24 protein-coding genes are annotated in these 24171 nt (G+C 70.3%); 16 read left to right on the forward strand and 8 right to left on the reverse strand.

Going from position 1 to position 24171, the window contains the following annotated elements; translation table 11 throughout:
- Positions 1-108 precede the first annotated feature (108 nt).
- The 5 genes from AB0M73_RS08810 (at position 109) to AB0M73_RS08830 (ending at position 3617) form a co-directional block, all read left to right on the forward strand.
- On the forward strand, positions 109-549 hold the full coding sequence (locus AB0M73_RS08810) for a hypothetical protein (RefSeq protein ID WP_363888705.1): 441 nt from the start codon (positions 109-111) through the stop codon (positions 547-549).
- An 11-nt stretch (positions 550-560) separates the two neighbouring features.
- Positions 561-1082 (forward strand): DUF3558 family protein, encoded by a 522-nt coding sequence (locus tag AB0M73_RS08815; RefSeq protein ID WP_363888708.1) that lies wholly within the window; start codon positions 561-563, stop codon positions 1080-1082.
- A gap of 28 nt (positions 1083-1110) precedes the next feature.
- Positions 1111-2343, forward strand: coding sequence for a PPE domain-containing protein (locus AB0M73_RS08820; protein WP_363888710.1), 1233 nt, complete (start codon positions 1111-1113; stop codon positions 2341-2343).
- Positions 2343-3074 carry an ESX secretion-associated protein EspG gene (locus AB0M73_RS08825; RefSeq protein ID WP_363888712.1) on the forward strand — a complete coding sequence of 244 codons (732 nt, stop codon included), beginning with the start codon at positions 2343-2345 and terminating at the stop codon, positions 3072-3074. The genes AB0M73_RS08820 and AB0M73_RS08825 overlap by 1 nt, the downstream gene beginning before the upstream one ends.
- A 123-nt stretch (positions 3075-3197) precedes the next feature.
- Positions 3198-3617, forward strand: a complete 420-nt coding sequence (locus AB0M73_RS08830; protein WP_363888715.1) for a hypothetical protein — start codon at positions 3198-3200, stop codon at positions 3615-3617.
- A gap of 152 nt (positions 3618-3769) precedes the next feature.
- Here the strand turns inward: AB0M73_RS08830 and AB0M73_RS08835 are convergent, their stop codons facing one another.
- From AB0M73_RS08835 to AB0M73_RS08860, 6 genes are read right to left on the reverse strand one after another with little or no spacing between them, the layout of a single operon-like run.
- The gene (locus AB0M73_RS08835; protein ID WP_363888717.1) at positions 3770-4786 is read right to left on the reverse strand and encodes a BadF/BadG/BcrA/BcrD ATPase family protein; all 1017 of its coding nucleotides are present in this window, start codon (positions 4784-4786) and stop codon (positions 3770-3772) included.
- Entirely contained in the window at positions 4771-6036 is a 1266-nt protein-coding gene (locus tag AB0M73_RS08840) for a 6-phospho-beta-glucosidase (protein WP_043719775.1), read from the reverse strand. The genes AB0M73_RS08835 and AB0M73_RS08840 overlap by 16 nt, the downstream gene beginning before the upstream one ends.
- Positions 6033-6917, reverse strand: a complete 885-nt coding sequence (locus tag AB0M73_RS08845) for a carbohydrate ABC transporter permease (RefSeq protein WP_363888719.1) — start codon at positions 6915-6917, stop codon at positions 6033-6035. Before AB0M73_RS08845 ends, AB0M73_RS08840 begins: the two co-directional genes overlap by 4 nt.
- Positions 6917-7903 carry a sugar ABC transporter permease gene (locus AB0M73_RS08850; RefSeq protein WP_363888721.1) on the reverse strand — a complete coding sequence of 329 codons (987 nt, stop codon included), beginning with the start codon at positions 7901-7903 and terminating at the stop codon, positions 6917-6919. Before AB0M73_RS08850 ends, AB0M73_RS08845 begins: the two co-directional genes overlap by 1 nt.
- Positions 7903-9249 (reverse strand): ABC transporter substrate-binding protein, encoded by a 1347-nt coding sequence (locus AB0M73_RS08855; protein ID WP_363888723.1) that lies wholly within the window; start codon positions 9247-9249, stop codon positions 7903-7905. Before AB0M73_RS08855 ends, AB0M73_RS08850 begins: the two co-directional genes overlap by 1 nt.
- A 31-nt stretch (positions 9250-9280) precedes the next feature.
- Positions 9281-10477, reverse strand: coding sequence for an ROK family transcriptional regulator (locus tag AB0M73_RS08860; protein WP_043719768.1), 1197 nt, complete (start codon positions 10475-10477; stop codon positions 9281-9283).
- 151 nt (positions 10478-10628) lie between these two features.
- Here AB0M73_RS08860 and AB0M73_RS08865 point away from each other — a divergent pair, with 151 nt between their 5' ends.
- Positions 10629-11285, forward strand: a complete 657-nt coding sequence (locus AB0M73_RS08865) for a DUF3159 domain-containing protein (RefSeq protein ID WP_363888727.1) — start codon at positions 10629-10631, stop codon at positions 11283-11285.
- 4 nt (positions 11286-11289) lie between these two features.
- Positions 11290-13476, forward strand: a complete 2187-nt coding sequence (locus tag AB0M73_RS08870; RefSeq protein WP_363888730.1) for a tetratricopeptide repeat protein — start codon at positions 11290-11292, stop codon at positions 13474-13476.
- Positions 13477-13648: 172 nt separating this feature from the next.
- Here AB0M73_RS08870 and AB0M73_RS08875 read toward each other — a convergent pair whose 3' ends face one another.
- Positions 13649-14647, reverse strand: coding sequence for a BadF/BadG/BcrA/BcrD ATPase family protein (locus AB0M73_RS08875; protein WP_363888733.1), 999 nt, complete (start codon positions 14645-14647; stop codon positions 13649-13651).
- A 119-nt stretch (positions 14648-14766) separates the two neighbouring features.
- Between AB0M73_RS08875 and AB0M73_RS08880 the strand changes: the two genes are divergently transcribed.
- Genes AB0M73_RS08880 through AB0M73_RS08920 form a run of 9 tightly spaced genes read left to right on the forward strand, consistent with a single transcriptional unit; the run spans position 14767 to position 23353 of the window.
- Positions 14767-15621 (forward strand): fumarylacetoacetate hydrolase family protein, encoded by an 855-nt coding sequence (locus AB0M73_RS08880; protein WP_363888737.1) that lies wholly within the window; start codon positions 14767-14769, stop codon positions 15619-15621.
- A gap of 1 nt (position 15622) precedes the next feature.
- Positions 15623-16924, forward strand: coding sequence for an enolase C-terminal domain-like protein (locus tag AB0M73_RS08885; protein ID WP_363888739.1), 1302 nt, complete (start codon positions 15623-15625; stop codon positions 16922-16924).
- A complete protein-coding gene (locus AB0M73_RS08890) occupies positions 16921-17688 on the forward strand; it encodes an SDR family oxidoreductase (RefSeq protein WP_363888741.1) in 768 nt (255 codons plus the stop codon). Before AB0M73_RS08885 ends, AB0M73_RS08890 begins: the two co-directional genes overlap by 4 nt.
- A 16-nt stretch (positions 17689-17704) precedes the next feature.
- On the forward strand, positions 17705-18748 hold the full coding sequence (locus AB0M73_RS08895; RefSeq protein ID WP_363888744.1) for a sugar ABC transporter substrate-binding protein: 1044 nt from the start codon (positions 17705-17707) through the stop codon (positions 18746-18748).
- A complete protein-coding gene (locus AB0M73_RS08900) occupies positions 18748-20244 on the forward strand; it encodes a sugar ABC transporter ATP-binding protein (RefSeq protein WP_363888747.1) in 1497 nt (498 codons plus the stop codon). Before AB0M73_RS08895 ends, AB0M73_RS08900 begins: the two co-directional genes overlap by 1 nt.
- Positions 20237-21241 (forward strand): ABC transporter permease, encoded by a 1005-nt coding sequence (locus tag AB0M73_RS08905; RefSeq protein ID WP_363888750.1) that lies wholly within the window; start codon positions 20237-20239, stop codon positions 21239-21241. The genes AB0M73_RS08900 and AB0M73_RS08905 overlap by 8 nt, the downstream gene beginning before the upstream one ends.
- Positions 21241-21552, forward strand: a complete 312-nt coding sequence (locus tag AB0M73_RS08910; RefSeq protein WP_363888753.1) for an L-rhamnose mutarotase — start codon at positions 21241-21243, stop codon at positions 21550-21552. Before AB0M73_RS08905 ends, AB0M73_RS08910 begins: the two co-directional genes overlap by 1 nt.
- Positions 21549-22508 carry an aldo/keto reductase gene (locus tag AB0M73_RS08915; RefSeq protein WP_363888755.1) on the forward strand — a complete coding sequence of 320 codons (960 nt, stop codon included), beginning with the start codon at positions 21549-21551 and terminating at the stop codon, positions 22506-22508. The genes AB0M73_RS08910 and AB0M73_RS08915 overlap by 4 nt, the downstream gene beginning before the upstream one ends.
- On the forward strand, positions 22505-23353 hold the full coding sequence (locus AB0M73_RS08920) for an amidohydrolase family protein (RefSeq protein WP_363888757.1): 849 nt from the start codon (positions 22505-22507) through the stop codon (positions 23351-23353). Before AB0M73_RS08915 ends, AB0M73_RS08920 begins: the two co-directional genes overlap by 4 nt.
- Here the strand turns inward: AB0M73_RS08920 and AB0M73_RS08925 are convergent, their stop codons facing one another.
- On the reverse strand, positions 23354-24028 hold the full coding sequence (locus AB0M73_RS08925; protein ID WP_043719743.1) for a FadR/GntR family transcriptional regulator: 675 nt from the start codon (positions 24026-24028) through the stop codon (positions 23354-23356).
- Positions 24029-24171 lie beyond the last annotated feature (143 nt).

Below are 24171 nucleotides of genomic sequence, written 5' to 3' on the forward strand. Positions count from 1 at the left end.
GGAACCTTGGTGAACTATTCCGCGTCCGAGTGGACGATTCGCTAGCATCAGGAACCGTCAGCACTCAGGGTGGGGAGAGGCATGTCGACACCAGGGGACCAGTCGTCGATGGACCCGGCGGCGCAAGCCACGTACGAGTACGCGCAGCGGGTCAACCAGCAGTCCGGCGGTGGGGGCGGGCTGTTCGGCGGTCTCTTCTCGATGGTCGAGGGCCTGTCGGGCGCGGCCCAGACCGGCCAGTTCGCGGTCGACGAGAACACCGCCAAGGTCATCAACGACAAGCTGACCGAGATCAAGAGCATCGCCGCGAAGGCGCGTATGCGGCTCCTCGATCCGAGCACGATGCCCATCGGCGCCGGGTACGCGCAGCAGATCGCCCAGCGCAACCTGCAAATCTCCAGCGGTGGCCAGGATTCGGGCTCGCAGCAGATGTACCGGTTCGCCAGCAGCCTGGACGCGCTCATCGAAGCGATCAATTCCAGTGTCACCGGATACCAGAGCACCGATCAGGATGCGCACGGCGGCGTGAAGCGGGCGGGTAATTACTAGTGCGTCGTTCCTTGCTACTGACCGTGGTCACGGCCGGTGTCGCGTTGGCGGCTGCCGGCTGTGGCGGAGCCGCGGGCGGCACCGCTTCGCCCGCGACCGACACCAGCGCCGGGTCGGCGACGACCACCAGCGCTGCCGCGCCGGCGTTCGACAAGTGCGCGGTGCTGCCGCAGGACGTGCTGGTGTCGATGGGGCTCGCCGATCCGCCCAAGGTCGACCCGGACACCGGCCAGTGCACCTGGTTCGCCCCTAACAAGGATGGTGTCGGCACCCAGGTCGGGTCCTACCCGCTGGACAAGCGGCCGGATCCCAACGGGCTCCACCCGACCCTCACGCCGTTCACGATCGGCAGCCACAAGGCCATGCTGGTCGCCGCGCCGGACGCCGGCACGTGCGGCGTGGACCTGGCGCTGGACCCGAACACCACTTTCATCATCAGCGTGGTGGCGCTGGACTCGAAGACCGCGCCCGCCGCCTGCGACCACGCCAGGGCGCTGGCCAACGGCGCCGAGCCGAAGCTGCCGAAGTCATGAGTCTTCTCGAAACAGGGGGTATGGAGCGATGACGGGACACCCCGCGGTTCCCCATCCGAACGCCAACTACCCGGGCTTGTCGCACGACGACCTCAAGAAGCTCGTGACGACCAACGTCGACCCGGGCGCGGCGTACAAGGCCGGGGACGAGTGGAAGGACCTCGCCGGGCAGCTGCGCGAGGCCGCGATCACGCTGGACGCGGCGATCAACGGGTCGCAGTCGCACTGGGAGGGTGCGGCGGCCGACCTGGCTCGCGCGCACCTGTCCAAGGTCCGTGACTGGAGTGCCGACACCGCGGAGTTCTTCAACGCGACCGGCACCGCCATGCACGACCAGGTGGACGCGGCGGCCAAGGCCAAGACCGACATGCCGGAGCCGGTGAACTTCGACCCGGTCAAGATGATGGAGCACGCGGCCGGCAACCCGATTGCCATGATCGCGCTGCCGGTGCAGATGTACACCACCTACAACGCCTCCAACGAGGCCAAGGACAAGGCCGTCAAGGTGGTCGAGACGCGGGACGCCTCGATGCAGCTGGCCTCGTCCTCCATCCCGGCCTTCACGCCGCCGCCGGACATCAGCGGCGGCAGCACGGCCAGCACCACGGTGGCCAGCGCGGGCCCGGTGGGCTCGGGCAGCGGAGTCGCGGCGTACCAAGGGCATTCGGGCGGCGGCAGCTACGGCGGCGGCAGCTCGTACAACCCGGGCGGCGCGAACTACCACCCGGTGGCCACGGGTCCCGGCGGCGGCAGCTACACGCCCGGCCCGGTCGGTGGGACGGGCAGCGGCCCGACCCAGATCGCCGGCTACGACCCCGGTCATGGCGGCCCCGGCTACACCAACCAGAACTTCGGCAACACCCCCGGCGGCAACAGCCCGTACGGGCCCGGCGGCGGAAACCCCGGTGTGGCCGGCGGTTTCGGCCCTGGCGGCGCTGGTGGCGCCGGCGGTGGCGCCCGTGGCGGCATGGGCATGGGCGGCTCCTCGTCGACGTCCTCGGCGGGCAAGCCGGGCATGGGTGGCTCGACCGGCGCGGGCAGTGCGGCCGAGGGCGCCGGTGCGCGCGGCGGCATGGGCGGCGCTTCGGGCAGTGCCGGCCAGTCCGGCATGGGCGCGGGCGGCGCCGGCCGTGGCGGCAAGAAGGAAGAGGACAAGGAGCACAAGCGGCCGACCTTCCTGGTCGAGACCGACGACGTGTTCGGCGACGGCCAGATGGTCGCCCCGACCGTCATCGGTGAGAATCCGACCGGCGGGTACTGATGCCGCCGATCGCGATCCTCCCGCTGGCCGCGTTCGACATCGTGTGGGAGGACCTGCGACTCGGGTCCGTGCCCTATCCGTTCGACGTGCCCAGCCACGGGGCGACCCTGGACGAGCGCGCGCGGTTGCGCACGGCCGTGTACGAGGACCTGGAGCGGGGTGGGCTGGCGCGTGGTCGCCAGCTCGACCCCAACCTCCACGACGCGCTCCAGCTGTTGGCGCGCCCGCACGTCCAGCTGGACACCATCTCCACGCTGGACCGCGAGCGCGGGCTGATGCTGTACGCCGCGACCGTGGCCGTCGGGCAGCGGGCGCTGCTGGCCGTGCAGCAGGGCGGCACGATGCGGCTGGAGTACATCCGCGACACCGCGCTGGCGGCGTCGCTGGTGGCCCTCCTGCCGCCGCACCAGCCCGGCCCCGGGCAGCAGGTTTCGGTGCCGGCCAAGGAACTCGCGCAGCCCAACCGGCACAGCCCCGAGTCCCAGACGCTGACCACCATGCTCGGCGAGCCCGTGCTGCGGCTCGGGCAGTTCGCCGGGGCCATGTTCGACGAGCACGGTGTCGGACGGCGCATGCCCGGGTTGAGCTGGTTCGACACCGAGGCCGGCCGCTACCTCGGCGTGGCCGGGCGGGGCCGTGACGGCGAGGACTGGGCCACCCTCTCGCCGGCCGACGCCAGCGGCCTCATCCACCGCCTCGGGGACATGATCAGGATGGCCAACCGACGCTGAGGATTACTCCTCGGTCGGCTGACATTGTTGACACGAACGGGTGAGTAACTGCTCCATCCGGTAGCGCTCATGGTTCGCTGCCCGATGGTCCGACCGACTGGTCGATGGAGCAGGAGTTTCCCCGTGCGTTTGTCGTTGCGATCGGCGGTGTCCGCGAGCGCGGCCATTGCCGCCGTCATCGGTGTCGTTGTCGGCGTGCTGCTCGTGTCCACTTCGGACGGTCAGGCGCCGGCCCGCACCATCGACCGCGGCGGGCAGCCGCTGGCCACCAGCGGCCAGGAGGGGCCCGACGGTCTGCCCATGGACGGCGACGGCTTCCCCGTCACGGTGATCGCCTCCACGGTGACCGTCAACGGCACCACGACCGTGAAAACCGTGACCGTGAGCAAACCCGCGCCCAGCACCCAGGCCGAGGTCGTCGGGGCCACCCTCACCACCACGGCGGTCACCACGACGACCACGACCGTGCCGCCGACGACCACGACAACCCCGCCGGCCACCACGACCACCACCACCGACGCCGGGACGCCCACGACTCGGTGACCGAGACCCCCTGATGCAGGGAAGGACGCCTTACCCTCGTTCAACGCGGGTAAGGCGTCCTTCCCTGCATCATCGGGAACTCTCCCGGCACAACGTTGGAACCGCGGACAGGGAGCGCCGCCGCCGTCAACTCCCTTCCCGCGGGGTCTGGGTCAGCCCGCGACGAGCCGTTCCTCGGCTTCGGGGGCGTAGTGGGACCGCAGCCGGCTCTCGACCTCGGAGCTGGCGCCGATGGCGTCCAGCCCGAGCAACGCGGCGCCGGCGACCGGGGGGAGATCCACCAGGTGCACGTCGGCCAGCGGGGCGGCCGCGTGGCAGCGGCGGGTGATCTCCTCGATCATGCCGCCGCCGGCGTTGGTCATCACGCCGCCGCCGAGCACGATGTCGACCTGCTCGCCGAGCAGGTCGAGGCGGCGCAGCGACACGGTCGCCAGCACCACGATCTCCTCGATGAGCCGCTCGACGACCGAGGCGGCGATGGCGTCGCCCTCGGCGGCCACGCGGAACAGCAGCGGGCACAGCTCGTGCACGACGTCGCCGGAGATCTCCTCGAAGTGCAGGCCGGCGACGACCTCGCTGATGCTGGTCACGCCGAAGTGGGCGAGGATCGCCGGCAGCAGCGCGGTCTGCGGCCCGCGGCCGTCGTCGGCCCGCACGGCGTGCCACAACGCGTCTCCGCCGATCTGGGAGCCTCCACCCCAGTCGCCGGAGATCCGGCCCAGCGCGGGAAACCGGTGCATCCGGCCGTCCCGCGCCACGCCGACGCAGTTGATGCCGGCCCCGCACACCACGGCCACGCCGACGCCGTCGGAGGTGCCCGACCGCAGCAGCGCGAAGGTGTCGTTGCCGACCACGGTGCTGTCCGACCAGCCCAGCTTGCCGAACTCCCGCTGGAGGATCTCCTCCTCGCGCGGCAGGTCGGCGCCGGCCAGGTAGGCCGCCGTGTGCCTGGCGAACGGCCTGGTCGTGGCCAGCCCGGCCTTGCCGGCCGCCTCGTGCACCATGCGGTTGAACGATTCGAGACTGGGGTGCAGGCCGATGTTCTGCGGCGATGCGCCGGGGCCGCGCACGTGTGAGAGCACGGTCCCGTTCTCGTCTATCAGGATCACGTCGGTCTTGCTGTTCCCGCCGTCGATGGCGAGTACGGCCGCCTTCACGCCTTGGCCCATGGCAGTAGGTCCTTGTTCTCCGCGACCAGCTCGTCGGCGAGCTTCTCGGCGATCGAGTACTGGCCGATCAACGGGTGGGCGAGCAGTGCGTCGGCGACCCGGTCGCGGCCACCGTGGACGGCCGCCTCCAGCGCCAGGTACTCGTACCCGGTCACGTGCGAGATGAGCCCGGCGAACGCGGGTTCGACCGGCTTGACCGGGAGCGGGGTCGCGCCGTGACTGTCCACAATAGACGGAACCTCGATCACGGCGTCGTCCGGCAGGAACGGCAGCGTGCCGTTGTTGAGCACGTTGACCACGTGCTCCTCGCCGGGGCCGCCGCTGGTGAGCGAGTGGACCAGCTGGATCGCGGCCTCCGAGTAGTACGCCCCGCCGCGCTGGGACAGCGACTCGGGCTTGGTCACCACGGCCGGGTCCTGGTAGATCTTGAGCAGCTCGTTCTCGACCTCGATGACGACGTCGGCGCGCGGCCGCTCGTGCTTCTGCTTCGCCACGACCTCGTCGTGCTCGTAGAAGTACTTCAGGTAGTACGAGGGCACGACGCCCATCCGCCGGATCAGCGCCGCCGGGATGCCGATGTGCTCGGACAGCTCCTGGGAGTGCTCGGCGATCAGCTGGGGCAGCACGTTCTCGCCGTTGACGATCAGGCCGCGTTCCCACGTGAGGTGGTTGAGGCCCACGTGTTCCAGCTTCACGTCATCGGGCTGCAGCCCGAGCAGCTGCGAGGTCCAGCGCTGGAACGTGATCGCCACGTTGCACAGCCCGACGGCCTTGTGCCCGGCCTGAAGCAGGGCGCGGGTCACGATGCCGACCGGGTTGGTGAAGTTGACGATCCAGGTGTCCTCGCCGGCGATCTCCCGCACCCGGTCGGCGATGTCCAGCACCACCGGGACCGTGCGCAGCGCCTTGGCCAGGCCGCCGGCGCCGGTGGTCTCCTGGCCGACGCAGTCGCAGATGTGCGGGAAGGTCTCGTCGGAGCGGCGCGCGGTCTGCCCGCCGACCCTCAGCTGAAACAGTACGGCGGACGCACCTTCGACACCCTCCTCGAGAACGCTGGTGGTGCGAACCTTGGCCGGGTGACCGGCGTGGTCGAGCAGGCGCTGGCTGAACGGCCCCACGACGGCCAGGCGCTCCGCGTCCGGGTCGACGAGCACGATCTCGTCCACGTCCAGACTGGTGCGCCGGCCGGCGATGCCGTCGATCAGCTCCGGGGTGTAGGTGGAACCGCCCCCTACGACAGTGAGTTTCACCCTTTGACTCCCGTGAAAGTGATCCCCTTGACGAACGACTTCTGTGCGAACAGGAACAGCACGATCACCGGCACCAGGACAAGAACGGTCGCGGCCATCGTCAGGTTCCACTGCACCTGGTGCATGCCCCGGAAGGACGCCAGCGCCACCGAGAGCGTCCAGCTGTCCTGCTTCTCGCCCACGTACAGCAGCGGCCCGAAGTAGTCGTTCCAGGTGTAGAGAAAGGTGAACAGGCCGGCGGCGGCCAGCCCCGGTTTGGTCATCGGCACCAGCACGCGGTAGAGCATCTGGAACTCGTTGCAGCCGTCCATGCGGGCCGCGTCGAAGTAGTCCTGCGGCACCGTCACGAAGAACTGGCGCAGCAGGAAGATGCTGAAGGCGTCGCCGAGGAAGTACGGCACCACCAGCGGCCACAGCGTGCCGGTGAGGTGGAGGTTGGCCCACATGCTGTAGATCGGCACGGCCACCACCTGCGGCGGCAGCATCATCGCGGCGATCACCAGCATGAAGATGAGGTTGCTGCCCCGGAAACGCAGGCGCGCCAACGCGTACGCGGCCGGGATGCTGGACAGCAGCATGCCGGCGGTGGCCAGCACCGAGTAGATCAGGCTGTTGGCGAAGTACTCCAGCATCGGCGCCTTCTGGAACACCGTGAGGAAGTTCTCCGGGTGCCAGGAGCGCGGCCACAGGTCGGAGGTCAGTGCCTGCTGGTCGGACATGAAAGCGGTCAGCAGCACAAAAACGATCGGCAGCGCGAAGCCGATGCCCAGGGCCAGGGCCACCGCGTGCACGGCGACCCAGCCGACGATGTCGCGAGGGTGCCGCTTCTTGCGTGGGGGCGCCGGGCGGGTGGCCGCCGCGGTCGCGGTCAGGGTAGCCATCAGGATGCCTCCGCCTTCCCCGCGCGCAGCTGGCGGATGAGGATCGCGGTGAACGCGAACGACACGATGAACAGCAGCACGGCCATGGCCGAGGCGTAACCCATGTGGTACGAGCGGAATCCCTCGTTGTACATCCACACCGGGAAGGTCAGCGTGCTGTTGTCCGGGTAGCCGATGAGCTTGGAGTTGCCGACCGCGTCGGCCGATCCGGAGGCCACCGAGCCGGCCACCACCGCCTGCGTGAAGTACTGCAGGGCGAAGATGATCGAGTTGACCACGCCGAACAGCAGCACCGGCGCGATGGACGGCAGCGTGATCTTGCGGAACTTCATCATCGGCCCGGCGCCGTCCAGGTCGGCCGCCTCGTAGAGATCGCCCGGCACGTCCAGCATCGCGGCCAGAATGATGATCATCAGCTCGCCCGAGCCCCACAGCGTGAGCAGAGTCAGCGACGGCTTGGACAGGTTGGGGTCGTTGAACCACAGCGGCCCGTTGACGCCCAGCCAGCCCAGAATCGTGTTCACCGGGCCGGTGCCCGGGTTGAACAGGAACACGAAGGTCAGGGTGGCGGCCACCGGCGGGGCCAGCGAGGGCAGGTAGCACAGCGCCCGCAGGAAGCCGGAGCCGTTGCGCACCTTGGTCAGGATCTGGGCCACGCCCATGGCGAAGGCCAGCCGGCCGATGGTCAGCACGATGACCAGCCACAGCGTGTTGTACGCGGCCGCTTTCACCAGCGGGTCGCTGGTGAACATGAAGACGTAGTTGCGCAGGCCCACGAAGTCGGCGGTGTTCAGCCCGTCGTAGTTCGTGAACGAGAAGTACACCGTCGCCAGCAGCGGGTACACGAAGAACAGCACCATGCCGGCGGCCCACGGCGCCAGGAACAACAGCACCCACTTGCGATGGCGACCGCGCCGCCGCGCCCGCCCCGAGGAGGGGACGGACGCGGCGGCCGCATCGGCCGAACCGAGCAGAGTCGCTGTCATCAGTTGCCGCCGAGCGCCTTGGCGTCGTCGATCGTCTTGTCGGCCGAGGCGAACGAGGAGTGCAGGTCCTTGACCGTGCCGCTCTGCCAGGCGGAACCCAGGTCCTCGACCGTCTTCAGGTAGGCGCCGCCGTTGGGGCTGGCCGGGTTGTTGGCCAGGTTCGGGTTGTCGAACACCTTGAGGAAGGTGTTGAACTGGGCCGGCATCTGCAGCGCGCTGCTGTGCAGCGCCGCCTTGGTGCTCGGCACGTTGCCCAGGCCGTTGGCCAGCTGCACCAACGCGTTGGTGTCGGTGGACAGGTACTTGATCAGCTCCCACGCGGCGCCGGCGTTCTTGACGCCCTTGGGGATGCCGATGATCGTGCCGGTGGTGTAGCCGCCGCCGTACAGGTCGGTCTTGTCGTCGGCCACCGGGGACGGCGCGGTGTCGTAGTTGACGTTCGGCGCGTCCGACTTGAGGAAGGCGGTGCGGTACTCGCCGTCGAACATCATCGCGACCTGGCCCTTGTTGAAGGCATGGTCGGGCGAGTACTCCTGGCCGAGGCCGGCGGTGAACTTCTGCAGGTTGTCCCAGCCGTAGAAGTCGACCAGCTGCTTCTGGAAGTTGAACATCTCGGTCCAGGCCGGGTCGCCGGCCAGGTCCGACTTGCCGTTGCTGTCCAGCCACTTGGCGCCGAACTGCGGGGCCCACACCTGCGGGTGGTTGGCGTAGAAGCCGAACTGCGGGATGAAGCCGGCCACCTTGATCGAGCCGTCCGCGTTGCGCTCGGTCAGCTTCTTGGTGTCCTCGAGCAGCTCGCTGGTGGTCTTGGGCGGGGTGGTGATGCCCTTGGCCGCGAACAGGTCCTTGTTGTAGTACAGGCCGTAGACGTCGGCCAGCATCGGCATCGCGCAGCGGGTGCCGTTGAACTGGGTGTAGTCCTGCACGGCCTTGGGGATCTGGGTCAGATCCACCTTGTCGCGCTCGATGTAGGGCTTGAGGTCCTGCCAGGCCCCCGACGAGCAGAACTGCCCGATGTTGTCGGTGGAGAACGAGATCGCCACGTCCGGCGGGTTGCCGCCGCGGATCGCCTGGGTGATCTTGTCGTCGTCCTGGCTGCCCTGGCTGTTGATCGTGATGTTGGGGTGGGCGGCGTGGAAGCCGTCCAGCACCTTGTTCAGGATGCCCAGCTCGCGGTCGGCGAAGGCGCTGTAGACGGTGAGCGTGACCTTCTGGTCCGCGCTGGGCGCGGCCTGGGCGCCGGTCGAACCGCCGCCGCCGGCGGTGCACGCCGAAAGAAGCAGGACTAATGCTCCGGCCGAGCAGACAGCTGCTCGGTTCAGGGCGGCGCGTCTGGGGGTGCGCATGGGCCCTCCAAGGACAGGGGTTTCGGCGGATTTATCGAGCGGTGTGCAGCGGCGGCAGCATGTCGTTGGCCGGTAGGCCGAAGACCTCTTCCCTGACCACGGCCAGGGCGGAGTGCATGGCCCCGGCGCGCACCGCGTGGCCGGCGACCAGCGCGAGTTCGACCGGGGTTCGGGGAATGACCAGGCGGCGCAGTTCGGCGGCGACCAACTCGCACAGCACGGTTCCGCCGGCGTGGGCGACCTCGCCGGACAGCAGCACGAGCTCCGGGTCGACGACGCTGACCACGTTGGCGATGCCGACGGCGATGCGCCGGGCCAGGTCGGTCAGGAACTCGCGGCCGGCGTTGCCGTGCGACAGCGCCTTGGTGACCGCGCCGAGCGCGTGGCGGGCGGAGATTCCGTGCGAGCGGGCCAACTTCGTCACCGACGAGTTGGAGAGCAGGTCGCCGTAGCGGGTGCCGGCGCGGTCGATGCCGGTGTCCTGTCGGGACAGGTCCGGCACGCGCATCCAGTCGATCTCGCCGGCGCCGCCGGTGGCGCCGCGCAGCAGCACGCGGTTGATCACGACCGCGGAGCCGACCGCGTCGACCGGCCACACCAGCACGAAGTCGCGGACGTCGACGGCGCGGCCGATGATCATCTCTTCCAGCGCGACCAGGTTGACGTCGTTCTCGACGGTGACCGAGGTGCCCAGCAGCTCGTGCAGCCGGCCGACGACGTCGAAGCCCTCCCAGCCGGGCAGGTGCGGCGCGAAGCCGAGCTGACCGGTGGCCGGGTCGACCGCGCCGGGGCTGCCGACGACCACGTGGTGCAGGTCGCTGACCTGGAGGTTGGCGTCGCTGGCGGCCTTGGCCATGGCCTCGGCGAACACCGTCAGCACGTCGCTGCCCTTGGGCATCAGGGCGTGGTGCTCGGTGAGCGTGGCGCCGGAGATGTCGGCGATGGCCACGTCGACCGAGTCGGGCGTGAGGTCGACGGCGGCCACGTGGGCCAGGCCGCCGTTGACCGCCCACAGTTGGGCGCGGGGACCGCGTCCGCCGCCGCGCAGGCCGTCTCGGCGAACGATGTCCTGGGCTTCGAGGCGCGTGAGCAGCTGGGCGGTCGCGGGCTTGGACAGCCCGATGATGCCTTCCAGCTCGGACCGGGTGAGCGGCCCGTTGCGCAGCAGCGCGTCGATCGCGGCGCGATCATTGATCTCGCGCAGCAGTCTCGGGCTTCCGGCACGCACTGGGAACTCCTGTCTGTTAACTTTCCAGACGATTTCGTGCCACCGTAGTGACCGCGCTCACCCAGGTCAATGGCCCGTTCATGGCGTATTCAGGTCGTAACCGTGAGTGTTAGTTACCCATTAGGGTCACCTAACCTGGCAGGCTTGGGGGGTGATCGAGCGGGAAGAGACCTTCGCGCAGCTGCTGGGCGGGCGCGGCGCGGCCCTGGATGCCACCCTGCCGTCCGTCGCGTTCGTGGCCGGCTGGCTGCTCACGAATCACTCGGTCGGGTGGGGTGCGCTCATCGCCGTGGCCACCGCCGTGCTGGTCGGGGCCATCCGGTTGGCGCGCGGGGACAAGATCCGGGCGGTGCTGGTCGGCGCCTTCGTGGTGTCCGTCGCCGCGCTGGTCGCCATGTACACCGGGCGGGCCATCGACTTCTTCCTGGTGCAGTTGCTCAGCAACGCCGCCAGCGGGCTGGCCTTCGTGGTCAGCTGGGCGGTCCGGTGGCCGCTGCTGGGCGTCATCATCGGGGCGCTGCTCGGCCAGCGCACCCAGTGGCGGCAGGACCCGGATCTGTTGCGCGCCTACGGCCGCGCCACCCTCGTCTACTCCATCCAGTACGGCATCCGGGTGATCGTGTTCGGATTCCTGTGGTGGCAGGGCGACGTGATCGCCTCCGGCATCGCCCGCGTCGGCCTGTCCTGGCCGCTCTACGTGCTGATGCTCGCGCCGACCTGGTGGGCCTTCCGCGCAAGCCTGCCCTCGGGCCACCCGGGTTTACGACATCCGCGACGTAGACTCGTGTCCGATACCGACCCGGGGTAGGGACATGGGTAGAGGTAGCAGGACCGAGGGCGCCGCGGCGCTGTTCGGGCAGGAGCTGCGGCGGCTGCGCCAGCACCGCGGCCTGTCCCTGCGCGACCTGTCCAAGGTCATCGGCTTCACGCCCGGCTACCTCAGCAAGGTCGAGAACGGCCGCCCGCCCTCGCCGGAGCTGGCCCGTGCCTGCGACGAGAACCTCGAAGCCGGCGGCGCACTGGTCGCTCTGGCCAACGCGGAAGCGTCGGTGCGGCCCGCGCAGCTGCCGGCGGGCATCCGTCGCTTCGTCGGGCGCGGCGATCAGTTGCGGTTGCTGGACAACAACGACGCGCGCGCCGTGATCATCGACGGCCCGCCGGGCACCGGCAAGACCATGCTGGCGCTGCGCTGGGGACACCACGCCGTGGACCGTTTTCCCGACGGCCAGCTGTACATCGACCTGCGCGGACACTCCCCGCACGAGCGGCCCGTGGAGCCGCGGGTGGCGCTGGAGGAGTTCCTGAGCGCGCTCGGCGTGCCGGCCAACGGGATTCCCAGCGGCCTTGAGCGCTGCTCGGCCCTGTTCCGGTCGCTGGTGGCGGACCGGAAGTTGTTGGTGGTTCTGGACAACGCCGCGTCCTCGGAGCAGGTTCGGCCGCTGTTGCCGGCCGCGCCCGGGTGCGTGGTCGTGATGACCAGCCGCGAGCGGCTGTCGGGCATCGCCGTCCAGTCCGACGCGCTGCGCGTGACCCTCGGCCCGATGACGCCGGCCGACTCCATCGCCCTGATCCGCCGGGTGATCGGCGAGGATCGGGCCGCCATCGAGCCCGAGGCGATCACCGATCTGGCCGCCCGCTGCGGCTTTCTGCCGCTGGCGCTGCGGATCGCCGCCGAACGCGTGCTGGCCCAGCCGCATTACCTCGTGCGGGACCTGGTCGAGGAGTTGGACGTCGACGGCCGGCTGGACGTGCTGACGACCTTCGACTCCGTCGCCGTGCGGACCGTCTTCGACTGGTCGTACCGACGCCTCGACGATGACTGCGCGCGCATGTTCCGGCTGCTCGGCTTGCACCGGGGTCCGCACATCAGCACCGGGGCCGCCGCCGCCCTGGCCGGGTTGACCATGGCCGCCGCGCGGACATTGCTGGACCGGCTGGCCGCCGCGCACCTCGTGCAGGCCGCCGGCCGCGATCGGTACCAGCTGCACGACCTGCTCCGGGAGTACGCCGGCGAGCTGGTGGCCGCCGACGAGCGCGAGCCGGCCGTCACCCGCATGGTCACCTGGTACCAGGCGACCGCCTACGCCGCCGGCCTCGCGCTGGCGCCCTTCCGTGACGACGCGCTGACGCCCGATCCCGTGCCCTCGCCCGTGCAGGTGCTGGAGTTCGCCGACCACGACGCCGCCCTTCGCTGGTGCGACGCCGAGCTGCCCAACTTCGTGCCCGTGATCCAGCTCGGGCTGGAGCATCTGGCCTGCGGGCCGTCGTGGAAGCTCGCCGTGGCGCTGTGGAACTACTGGCTGCACCGCAAGCCGTGGACCATCTGGGTGCGCACCCAGCAGCTGGCCCTGGTCGCCGCCGAGGAGACCGGCGACCTGCACGCCGAGGGCTGCGTGGCGGTCAGCCTGGCCGAGGCCTATCGGCGGATGGGCGACTTCGTCCAGTCCACCCAGCTCTACCTGCGGTCCCGGCAGCTGCGCCGGCAGACCAACGACCGGCTCGGCGAGGCCTGGTCCCTGGCCGGCACCGCCTTCCTCGCCGTCGACCGCGGCGACATGGCCTGCGCCGACATGTACGCCGCGCAGGCCCTTGAGCTGTTCCGGGAGTTCGACGACCAGGACGGCGTCGGCGCCGCGCTGGCCACCATCGGCGACGTGCACCACTCCCGCGGCCGCTTCGACGACGCCCTCAGCGCCATGGCCGCCTCCCTCGCCGTCGGGGCCAGTGGGGCCAAGCCGTGGGTGCTGATGAAGATGGCCGCCGTGCACGCCGACCGCGGCCGCCCCGACACCGCCCTCCAGGACCTCCGCCTGGCCCTGGAGGCCTGCCGCGGCGCGAGCGACCGCTGGGCCGAGGCCGAGTCCCTGTCCCGCATCGGCGACATCCACGCCGACCTCGACCGCCTGCCCGAGGCCCGCCAGTTCTGGGCCGCCGCCCAGGCCGTCTACGAGGCCATCGGCGACACCGAACGCGCCCAGGCCCTAGCCGCCCGCGCCTGACCCCGGCGCGAGCCTAACCGGGGCGCCCTTACCCCACCCCCTCTTTTGCCACATGCGCTTCCCATGTGGCATCCAGCGCCAAGTAGGAAGCGCACGTGGCAAAAGCCGGCGTGAACGCCACATGCGCTTCCTATGTGGCATCTGGCGCCAAGTGGGAAGCGCATGTGGCGAATTAGGTGCCGCTCAAGAGCTGCGGGCGTAGCGTCAAGGCCGCCGGGCCGAGCAGTTCCAGGGACGCCAGCCAAGCGGCCCCGGCGGCGCCGTCGCTGGCGACCGTCACCTCGCCGCCACAGGCCTCCTCCAACGCCGAGAGCAGGCGCTGCCCCAGCACCCCACCCCCGGCGGCGACGCTGCCGATGACGACCACGGGCGTGCGCTCACCGCCGGACCGGGCGTCGCGGGCGGTCCGGACGAGCCAGTCCACGGCCTCCTCGACGATCTCGGCGGCCAACGGGTCATGGGCCTCGGCGGCGGACGTGACCAACGGCGCCAGCCGGGCGAGATGGATGGGCGGCTCGGCGTTGACGGCGGTGATCAGGCGCGACACCACCGAGCGTCGCAGCATCGGATCGCCGCTGACCTCCGGCATCGCCACCACGGTGGACAGCACGCTCCGGGCCAGCGCCCCCAGCGCCGCGCCGGTGGCGAGGGTCCGCAGCGTGGCCCGCACGGCCTGCCGCCCGAGCCAGAAGGCCGAGCCCTCGTCGCCGAGCAGCCAGCCGAAGCCGCCGGCGATGGCGACCTGACGCCGGTTCACGATGCGGGCCGCGGCCGAACCGGTGCCGGCGACGAGCACCGTGCCGTCGGAGGCCGCCGTGCCCGCCGCGAAGGCGGCCTCGGCGTCGGTGACGACACGAAGGCCGCACTTGAGACCGGCCCCGTGCCATGCGGCGTCGAACAGCGCCGCCACCCGGTCGTCGGCCAGCTTGCTCGCCCCGGCCAGCCCCAGCACCCCGGCGCGGACCCGGTCGGGCGGCACGCCGGCCGAGGCCAGCGCCGCCGCGATGGCCGCCGCGACCTGCTCGGCGGCCACCTCCGGCGGGTGCGAGTTGGGATTCGCCCCGCCGGCCCGCCCGGTGCCCACGCGGGCCCCGGTCAGGTCGGCCACGAGGGCTCGGGTCGTCGTCCCACCGGCATCCACGCCGACCAGGTAACCCTCGGTATTCGCCACAGCCACCCCATGAAGTCATCGGATCAGTTAGGTCAAGGTTCCGTCGTCCAGTCTGGACTTCGCCGGACTCAGCGGATATACATCGGAGGTCTTTCGGTACGAGCGAGGAGGAACCCTCCGTGCAGCTGCTGCGCCTCGGCGCTCCCGGTAGCGAGCGCCCTGCCGTCCGCACCGAGGAGGGCGTCGTCCACGACCTCACCCCGGTGACGGCGGACATCGACGGAGCCTTCCTCGGCGGCGACGGAGTGGCCAGAGTCCGAGCCGCCCTCGACGCCGGCGACCTGCCGGTCCTCGACGACAGCAACCTCCGCGTCGGCCCCCCGCTGGCCGGCATCGGCAAGATCATCTGCATCGGGCTGAACTACTCCGACCACGCGGCCGAGACCGGCGCGACGGCCCCCGACGAGCCGGTGGTCTTCCTCAAGACCCCGGACACCGTGGTCGGCCCGTACGACGAGGTCCTGGTGCCCCGCCAATCCGTGAAGACGGACTGGGAGGTCGAGCTGGGCGTGGTCATCGGCAGGACGGCCCGCTACCTCGACAGCCACGAGGAGGCTCTGGCCTGCGTCGCCGGCTACGTGCTCTCCCATGACGTCTCCGAGCGCGAGTTCCAGATCGAGCGCGGCGGGACGTGGGACAAGGGCAAGAACTGCGAGACCTTCAACCCGCTCGGCCCGTGGCTGGTGCCGGCCGAGGACATCGGCGACCCGCAGCAGCTCGGGCTGCGGCTGTGGGTGAACGGCGAGCTGAAGCAGGACTCCTCCACGAAGAACATGATCTTCCACGTTGCCGAGGTGATCCGCTACCTCAGCCAGTTCATGGTGTTGCGGCCCGGCGACCTGATCAATACTGGCACTCCCGCGGGCGTCGCACTGGGCCAGGCGGACCCCAAGCCGTACCTGCGCGCGGGCGACGTCGTCGAGTTGGAGATCGATGGCCTCGGCAAGCAGCGGCAGACCTTCGGGGCGGCCTGAGATGGCCCGTGTCGTCGCACTCGACGTGTTGGACATCCGGTTCCCCACCTCGCGGGAGCTGGACGGGTCCGACGCGATGAACCCCGATCCCGACTACTCGGCGGCCTACGTCACGCTGCGCACCGACGAGGGCCCCGACGGCTACGGTCTGGCCTTCACCATCGGCCGCGGCAACGACGTGCAGGCCGCCGCCATCAAGGCGCTGGCCCCGCACGTGGTCGGCCGGCCGGTGCCGGAGGACGCGGCGGCGCTGGCCGCGCTGTCGTCCGAGCTGATCGGCGACTCGCAGCTGCGCTGGCTCGGCCCCGAGAAGGGCGTCGTGCACATGGCCATCGGCGCGGTGGTCAACGCCGCGTGGGACCTCGCGTCCCGCCGCGCCGGCCTGCCGCTGTGGCGTTTCCTGTCCGGAATGACGCCGGAGGAGATCGTCGGCCTGATCGACTTCCGCTACCTGTCCGACGCGTTGACGCCGGACGAGGCGCTGTCGATCCTGCGCAAGGCGGAGCCGACCAGGGCCGGGCGGATCGCGCAGCTGAGCGAGAACGGCTTCCCCGCCTACACGACGTCGCCGGGCTGGCTGGGCTACTCCGACGAGAAGCTGACCCGGCTGGCCAAGCAGGCCGTCGCCGAGGGCTTCGACATGATCAAGCTCAAGGTCGGCGGCGACCTCGACGACGACGTGCGGCGCATGAAGCTGGCCCGCGAGGTCGTCGGCTCGGGCGTGCGGGTCGCGGTGGACGCCAACCAGCGCTGGGACACCGACGTGGCGATCCGCTGGATGCGCGAGTTGGCCCCGTACTCGCCGTACTGGATCGAGGAGCCGACCTCGCCCGACGACGTGCTGGCCCACCGGGCCATCGCCGACGCGCTGGCTCCGATCAAGGTGGCCACCGGCGAGCACGTGCAGAACCGCGTGGTGTTCAAGCAACTGCTGCAGGCCGGCGCGGTCGACGTGGTGCAGATCGACGCCTGCCGGGTCGCCGGCGTCAACGAGAACATCGCGATCCTGTTGCTGGCGGCCAAGTTCGGCGTTCCGGTGTGCCCGCACGCCGGCGGTGTCGGCCTGTGCGAGCTGGTGCGGCACCTGTCCTTCTTCGACTACGTCGCGGTGTCCGCGTCGCTGGACGGCCGGGTCATCGAGTGGGTCGACCACCTGCACGAGCACTTCACGGATCCGGCTTCGGTGGTCGGCGGCCGCTACGTCGCGCCGGCCCAGCCGGGCTTCTCCGCGCAGTTGCGGGAGGAGACGCTGAGCCGGTACGTGTATCCGGACGGTCCCGTGTGGACGGAGGGTGTGGCATGACCGACGCTGTGTCGAATGATTTCGGCGGCCTGGCAGCCGTTGTCACCGGCGGCGCGTCCGGCATCGGCCGCGCCACGGCGGAGTTGCTGGCCTCCCGCGGCGCAACAGTCGCGGCCCTGGACCTCAATCCCGACCAGGTCGCCGGTCCGCTGGTCGGAATCCGTTGCGACGTAACGGATGACGCCTCGGTGCGGGCCGCGGTGGCCGAGGCCGCCGAGCGCTTCGGCCGGCTCGACATCGTGATCAACAACGCCGGCATCGGCGCCCAGGGCGACGTCGCCGCCAACGACGACGCCCAGTGGCAGCAGGTCCTGGACGTCAACGTGATCGGCATGGCCCGGGTCAGCCGGGCCGCGCTGCCGTGGCTGCGGCAGTCGCCGTCGGCCGCCATCGTCAACACCTGCTCCATCGCCGCGTGGGCCGGGCTGCCGCAGCGCGCCCTGTACTCCGCCAGCAAGGGCGCGGTGTACGGGCTCACCCTGGCGATGGCCGCCGACCACGTGCGGGAGGGCATCCGGGTCAACGCCGTCGCGCCCGGCACCGTGGACACACCCTGGGTCGGCCGGCTGCTCGACGCGGCGCCCGACCCCGCCGCCGAACGGGCCGCGCTGCAGGCGCGCCAGCCGTCCGGGCGGCTCGTTTCCGCCGACGAGGTGGCCAACGCCATCTGCTACCTCGCCAGCCCCCTGTCGGGATCGACCGCCGGCACCGTGCTCGCGGTGGACGGCGGCATGTACGGCCTGCGCCTGCGGCCGCCGAGTTAGAACGAAACGAGGAACGATGGACAAGCGCAGCATCCTCACCGTCGCGGTGTGCGTAGCGCTCGCCGGCACACTGGCCGCCTGCAACAGAGGCGATTCGGCCGACGGCGGCGGCAGCGGCAGCGTCGGGCCGATCGGCGTGGACTTCCCGCGGGCCGACACGGACTTCTGGAACTCGTACAACAAGTACGTGCCGACCGAGGCCAAGGACCTGGGCATCAACCTGATGACCCCGACCAACTCGCAGAACGACATCACCAAGCTGGTGTCCAACGTGCAGGCCATGACCGCGCAGGGGGCCAAGGCGATCGTGATGGCCCCGCAGGACACCGGCGCCATCGCCAGCACCATCTCGCAGCTCAACCAGCAGAAGATCCCGGTCGTCACGGTCGACACCCGACCGGACAAGGGCGGCGCGTTCATGGTTGTGCGGGCCGACAACAAGGCGTACGGCGAGAAGGCCTGCAAGTTCCTCGGCGAGCAGATCAAGGGCAAGGGCAAGGTCGTCGAGTTCGAGGGCGACCTGTCCTCGGTCAACGGCCGCGACCGGTCGGAGGCGTTCGGCGACTGCATGAAGCAGAACTATCCGAACGTCACGGTGCTCGCCGAGCCGACCAACTGGGAGGGCGCCAAGGCGTCGGCCGCGCTGCAGACCGACCTGACCGCGAACCCGGACATCAACGGCATCTACATGCAGGCCGGCGGTGCGTTCCTGAGCGCGACCCTGCAACTGCTGAAGTCCACCAACCACCTGATCCCGGTCGGCCAGCCGGGCCACATCTCGATCATCTCCAACGACGGCATCCCGCAGGAGTTCGACGCGATCCGGCAGGGCCAGATCGACGCCACCGTCTCGCAGCCGGCCGACCTGTACGCGAAGTGGGCGCTGTTCTACGCCAAGGCCGCGGTGCAGGGCACGACGTTCAAGCCCGGCCCGACCGACCACAACAGCACCATCATCGACGTGGGCGGCGGCCAGCTGGAGGACCAGCTGCCGGCCCCGCTGGTGACCAAGGACAACGTGGACGACAAGAGCCTCTGGGGCAACCAGGTAGCGAAGTGATGAACGCAGTCGAGGCCAGCAACATCACCAAACGGTTCGGACAGACCGTCGCGCTCGACGATGTGCGCATCACCGTCGCCGACGGTGAGACGCACGCGCTCGTCGGCCGCAACGGCGCCGGCAAGTCGACCCTGGTCTCCATGCTGACCGGCCTGAACCGGCCGGACAGCGGGCAGATCACGTTCCGCGGTGAACCGGCGCCGTCCCTGTCCGACCGTCAGGCGTGGCGGACGAAGGTGGCCTGCGTCTATCAGAAGTCCACCATCATCCCGACCCTGACCGTCGCCGAGAACCTGTTCATCAACCGGCAGAGTCTCGACGGCGGACCGGTGATCAGCTGGTCTCGACTGCGTCGCACCGCGGGCGATCTGTTGTCCGAGTACGGCGTCGACGTCGATCCGAACGCCGACGCCGCCGCTCTCACGGTCGAGCAGCGGCAGCTGGTGGAGATCGCGCGGGCGCTGTCCTTCGGCGCCAAGTTCATCATTCTCGACGAGCCGACCGCCCAGCTGGACGGCCCGGCCATCGAGCGCCTGTTCGAGCGCATGCGCTCGCTGCGGGCGGCCGGCGTGACGTTCCTGTTCATCTCCCACCATCTGCAGGAGATCTTCGAGATCTGCCAGACGGTGACGGTGTTCCGGGACGCCCGCCACATCCTCACCAGCCCGGTGGCCGACCTGTCCAAGGATCAGCTGGTGGAGTCGATGACCGGCGAGGCGGTCGGCCTCGGGGCCGGCCCGTCGCGTCCGACGCCGGCTCCTGAATCCATTTTGGACATTCAGGGTCTGGCTCTGGAAAAGCACTTCAGCGGCATCGACCTGTCGGTGTGCAGGGGCGAGGTGGTCGGCATCGCCGGCTCCGGCAGCAGCGGCAAGGTGGAGCTGGGCGAGGTCATCGTCGGGCTGCGCAAGGCCGACGCCGGAACCGTTGCCGTGTCGGGGAAAGCCCTGAAGCCCGGCAGCGTGCCGGCCGCGTTGGCCGGCGGTGTCGGCTTCGTGCCGGAGGACCGGCACAAGGAGGGCTTCGTGCCCGGCATGAGCATCGCCGAGAACGCGACCTTCCCGATCACCCGGCGACTGGGCCGGTTCGGCGCCGTCTCGGGACGGCGGCGGGCCGAGGTGGCCGAGCAGATGATCGGCGACCTGGCCATCAAGACCTCCGGGCCGGAGCAGGACGTGGCCGACCTGTCCGGCGGCAACCAGCAGAAGGTCGTGATGGCGCGGGCGCTGTCCGGCGATCCGGCGCTGCTGGTGCTGATGGACCCGACCGCGGGCGTGGACGTGAAGTCCAAGGAGAACCTGCTCGACGCCGTCGACCGGGCGGCCGCCGCGGGGGCCGCGGTGCTGGTGATCTCCGACGAGCTGGACGACCTGCGTCCGTGCGACCGGGTCCTGGTGATGTTCCACGGCTCGGTGGCCGGCGAGTTCCCCGCCGGCTGGACCGACAACGAGCTGGTCAGTGTGATCGAAGGGATCGGGGAGAGCAGTGGTGAGTGACGTGTCCGCCCCGGTCGTGGCCGCCCGGCCGCGACTGCAAGTCGCCAAGCTGCGCGATCTGGCCCTGTTGCCGGCGATCGTGGTGCTGCTGATCGTCGGCTTCATCGCCAGTCCGATCTTCCTGACCGGCGGCAACCTGCTCAACGTCGTGCAGCAGCAGTCCGAGCTGGGCCTGGTCGTGCTGGGCGAGGCGCTGGTGCTGATCGTCGGCAAGATGGACCTGTCGCTGGAGTCGACGCTGGGCTTCGCGCCCGCGCTGGCCATGGTGCTGGTGCTGCCGAGCTCCGAGCACGGCCTCGGCCTCGGGCTGCCGCAGTGGACCGCGCTGCCGGTGTGCCTGCTGGCCGGCGTGCTCATCGGGGCCATCAACGCGTTTCTGGTGCTGCGGCTGCAACTGTCCGGCTTCATCATCACGTTGGGCATGTTGATCACCATTCGCGGCGTGCAGCAGGGCCTCACCGTCGGCCAGTCGCTGTCCAGCCCGAACATGCCGTCGCTGTACTACCTGGGCAACGCCGTGTGGCTCGGCGTGCACGCCTCGATCTGGATCTTCCTCGCCCTGTTCGTGGTCGCCATCGTGTTCATGGGCTACTTCCGGCACGGGCGCTCGCTGTACGCCATCGGCGGCAACGAGGCCGCGGCCAAGGCCGCCGGCATCCGCAGCACCCGGGTCACCGCCATCGTGCTGATCCTGGCCAGCGTGCTGGCCGCGCTGGCCGGCGCGATGATGGTCGGCCACTACGGCTCGGTCACCGCCAGCCAGGGCTCCGGCTGGATCTTCAACGCCTTCGCCGCCGCCGTGCTCGGCGGCGTCAGCCTCAACGGCGGCAAGGGCACCCTGTTCGGCGCCATGTGCGGCGTGCTGATGCTGGGGCTCGTGCAGAACATCCTCACCCTGGCCCACGTGAACGTGTACTGGATCGGGGCGATCAACGGGGCCATCATCATCGGTGCGCTGGTGCTGGCGCGGTTGACGAGCGGAAAGGCCCAGGACTAGTGGAGACCGTCGCCCTGCACACCCGGCTCAAGCCGGGGCGGGAGGCCGATTACGAGGCCGTGCACGCCGTGATCCCCGCCGAGCTCGACACGGCCCTGCGGGAGGCCGGCGTCCACTCGTGGCGGATCTGGCGCTCCGGCCGCGAGCTGTTCCACGTCGTCGAGGTCGAGGACTACGCGCAGATGCGGGCCTTCCTGGAGGAGCACCCCGCCAACATCCCCTGGCAGGCCCGAATGGCCGAGCTGTTGGAGGTCCAGGACGACTACTCCGGCGCCACGCCGTCGGTGAACCTCGTCTGGGCCCTGCCGTGATCTCCGGCCTCGGTTTCGGCGGCGCGCCGATCGCCAACCTGTACGCCGAGGTGTCCGATGAGGACGCCCGTGCCGCCGTCGACGCCGCCTGGGACGCCGGTGTCCGCTACTTCGACACCGCGCCCCACTACGGCCTCGGGCTGTCCGAGCGCCGACTCGGCGAGGCCCTCCGTGACCGCCCTCGCTCCGAGTTCGCCGTCTCCACCAAGGTCGGCCGGGTCCTGGAGCCCTACGACGGCGGCGGCCTCGACGACGCCGGCTTCCTCGTGCCCGCCACCCATCGCCGCGTCTGGGACTTCAGCGCCGACGGCATCCGCCGTTCCCTGGAGGGTTCCCTGGAGCGCCTCGGCGTCGACCACGTCGACATCGCCTACCTGCACGACCCCGACAACCACTGGGACCAGGCCGTTTCCGAAGGTCTGCCCGCACTGCACTCCTTGAAGGAGCAGGGCGTCATCGGGGCCGTCGGCGTCGGCATGAACCAGTGGCAGATGCCCGAGCGCTTCCTCCGCGAGGCGTCGTTGGACTACGTCATGCTCGCCGGCCGCTACACCTTGCTGGAGCAGGATTCCCTCGCCTCTTTCCTGCCCCTGTGCGAGGAACGCGGCGTCTCCGTCGTCGCCGTCGCCATCTTCAACTCCGGTCTCCTGGCCCGCCCCGAAGTCCCCGCCGACGCCACCTACAACTACGCCGCCGCCCCCGCCGAGGTCATCGGCCGTGCCCGCCGCATCGCCTCCGTCTGCGGCCGTCACGGCGTCGTCCTGCCCCAGGCCGCCCTCCAGTTCCCCTTCGGCCACCCCGCCGTCAAGGCCATCGCCGTGGGCGCCCGGAGCGCCGGGGAGATCACCGAGAACGCCGCCCTGCTGGCCAAGAAGGTGCCGGCCGAGCTGTGGGCCGACCTCAAGGCCGAGGGCCTCCTGGCCGCCGACGTACCGACTCCTGGAGCGGCTTCGTGAGGGTTGACGCGCATCACCACATGTGGGACCTGGCGGTCCGGGACCAGCCGTGGACGGCCGACCCGGGCGTTGCCGACGTGCTGCACCGGACGTTCACGCTGGACGACCTGACGCCGCTGAGCAGCGCGGCGGGGATCGACGCGAGCGTGCTGGTGCAGACGATCACGGTGCCGGAGGAGACGCCGGAGTTCCTGGCGCTGGCGGCGGAGTCGCCGCTGGTGCAGGCGGTGACGGGCTGGGCGGACCTGACGGCGCCGGACGTGGCGGAGACGCTGGAGGCGTTGCGGGAAGGCCCGAACGGGCGGTGGCTGAAGGGGATCCGCCACCAGGTGCAAGGGGAGCCGGACCCGAACTGGCTGGTCCGAGAGGACGTGCTGCGCGGCCTCAAAGCGGTGGGGGAGGCGGGACTGGTGTACGAGTTGCTGACGCTCGCGCATCAGCTGCCGGCGGCGATCCAGGCCACCAAGGAGCTGCCTGGCACCGACTTCGTGCTTGATCACTGCTCGAAGCCTCCGATCACTACCGGTGAGCTTGAGCCCTGGGCGACGCAGCTGCGCGAGCTGGCGGCGCTGCCCAACGTGACGTGCAAGGTGTCGGGGCTGGTGACCGAGGCCAGCAAGGACTGGACGGTCGCCGACCTGCGGCCGTACGTGGACACGGTGCTGGACGCCTTCGGCCCGGACCGGGTGATGTTCGGCTCGGACTGGCCGGTCTGCCTGCTGCACGCCTCGTACGCGCAGGTGGTGGAGGCCACCGAGGAGCTGCTCGACGGCCTGTCGGAGTCGGAGCGGGACGCGGTCTGGGGCGACACGGCGGCCCGCGTCTACGGGATCAAGGCCGCCTGATCACGCCAGGTCCTTGAGCCACTGCTCGACCCCGGCCACGTGCACGGTCGACCACGACCGGGCCAGGTCGGGCTGCCGGGTGGCCAGGGCGTCGACGATGGCGCGGTGCTCGGCGACGGTCCGGTCGACGGCGCTGGCCTGGGTGATGCCCCGCCAGATGCGGACCCGGACGGTGGGACCGGCCAGGGTGTCCAGCAGCTGGGCCAGGTAGGCGTTGCCAGAGGCCTGGACGACGCGGCGGTGGAACTCCAGGTCGTGCTCGACCAGTTCCTCCACCGACTCGGCGGCGGCCGCGGCGTCGCACAGCTCACGCAGCGCGGACACCTCCTGGTCGTCGATGCGCTGCGCGGCCATGGCCGCGGCGGCGGGCTCCAGGATGCGGCGGACCTCCAGGACCTCCAGCACGGAGTCCTCGCCGCGGTGCAGGTCGAGCACGAACGAGAGGGCGCCGAGCAGGTCGTCGGCCCGCAGGCTCGACACGTAGGTGCCGTCGCCCTGACGCACATCCAACACCCTGACCAGCGACAACGCCTTCACGGCCTCGCGCAGCGAGTTCCGCGACAGGCCCAGGCGCTCAGCCAGGTCCGCCTCGCGGGGCAACCGGTCGCCCGGCTTCAGCTCCCCGGAGACGATCATCTCCTTCACGCGCAGGATCGCGTCGTCGGTGACTGCCACGACCGCCTCGAATCGTTTCGCCAGACCTCGGATGTTTCCGCCTCCCAGTATGCGTCATGGGGCCTGGGATCGTGATCGTCGGGCCGGGGCCGAGCTGCGACTATCCGCCAAACGGAGTATCGTGTCAGAAACTGACCAGAATT

The sequence above is a fragment of the Kutzneria sp. NPDC051319 genome (genome assembly GCF_040682195.1).
Taxonomy (GTDB): Bacteria; Actinomycetota; Actinomycetes; order Mycobacteriales; family Pseudonocardiaceae; genus Kutzneria.

Excerpts from the sequence above, each read along its gene's own strand:
- AB0M73_RS08825 (WP_363888712.1), top strand. The coding sequence starts at position 2,343 with ATGCCGCCGATCGCGATCCTCCCGCTGGCCGCGTTCGACATCGTGTGG.
- AB0M73_RS08900 (WP_363888747.1), top strand. The coding sequence starts at position 18,748 with ATGAACGCAGTCGAGGCCAGCAACATCACCAAACGGTTCGGACAGACC.
- AB0M73_RS08850 (WP_363888721.1), bottom strand. The coding sequence starts at position 7,903 with ATGACAGCGACTCTGCTCGGTTCGGCCGATGCGGCCGCCGCGTCCGTC.
- AB0M73_RS08885 (WP_363888739.1), top strand. The coding sequence starts at position 15,623 with ATGGCCCGTGTCGTCGCACTCGACGTGTTGGACATCCGGTTCCCCACC.
- AB0M73_RS08820 (WP_363888710.1), top strand. The coding sequence starts at position 1,111 with ATGACGGGACACCCCGCGGTTCCCCATCCGAACGCCAACTACCCGGGC.
- AB0M73_RS08895 (WP_363888744.1), top strand. The coding sequence starts at position 17,705 with ATGGACAAGCGCAGCATCCTCACCGTCGCGGTGTGCGTAGCGCTCGCC.
- AB0M73_RS08890 (WP_363888741.1), top strand. The coding sequence starts at position 16,921 with ATGACCGACGCTGTGTCGAATGATTTCGGCGGCCTGGCAGCCGTTGTC.
- AB0M73_RS08835 (WP_363888717.1), bottom strand. The coding sequence starts at position 4,786 with ATGGGCCAAGGCGTGAAGGCGGCCGTACTCGCCATCGACGGCGGGAAC.
- AB0M73_RS08870 (WP_363888730.1), top strand. The coding sequence starts at position 11,290 with ATGGGTAGAGGTAGCAGGACCGAGGGCGCCGCGGCGCTGTTCGGGCAG.
- AB0M73_RS08845 (WP_363888719.1), bottom strand. The coding sequence starts at position 6,917 with ATGGCTACCCTGACCGCGACCGCGGCGGCCACCCGCCCGGCGCCCCCA.
- AB0M73_RS08810 (WP_363888705.1), top strand. The coding sequence starts at position 109 with ATGGACCCGGCGGCGCAAGCCACGTACGAGTACGCGCAGCGGGTCAAC.
- AB0M73_RS08855 (WP_363888723.1), bottom strand. The coding sequence starts at position 9,249 with ATGCGCACCCCCAGACGCGCCGCCCTGAACCGAGCAGCTGTCTGCTCG.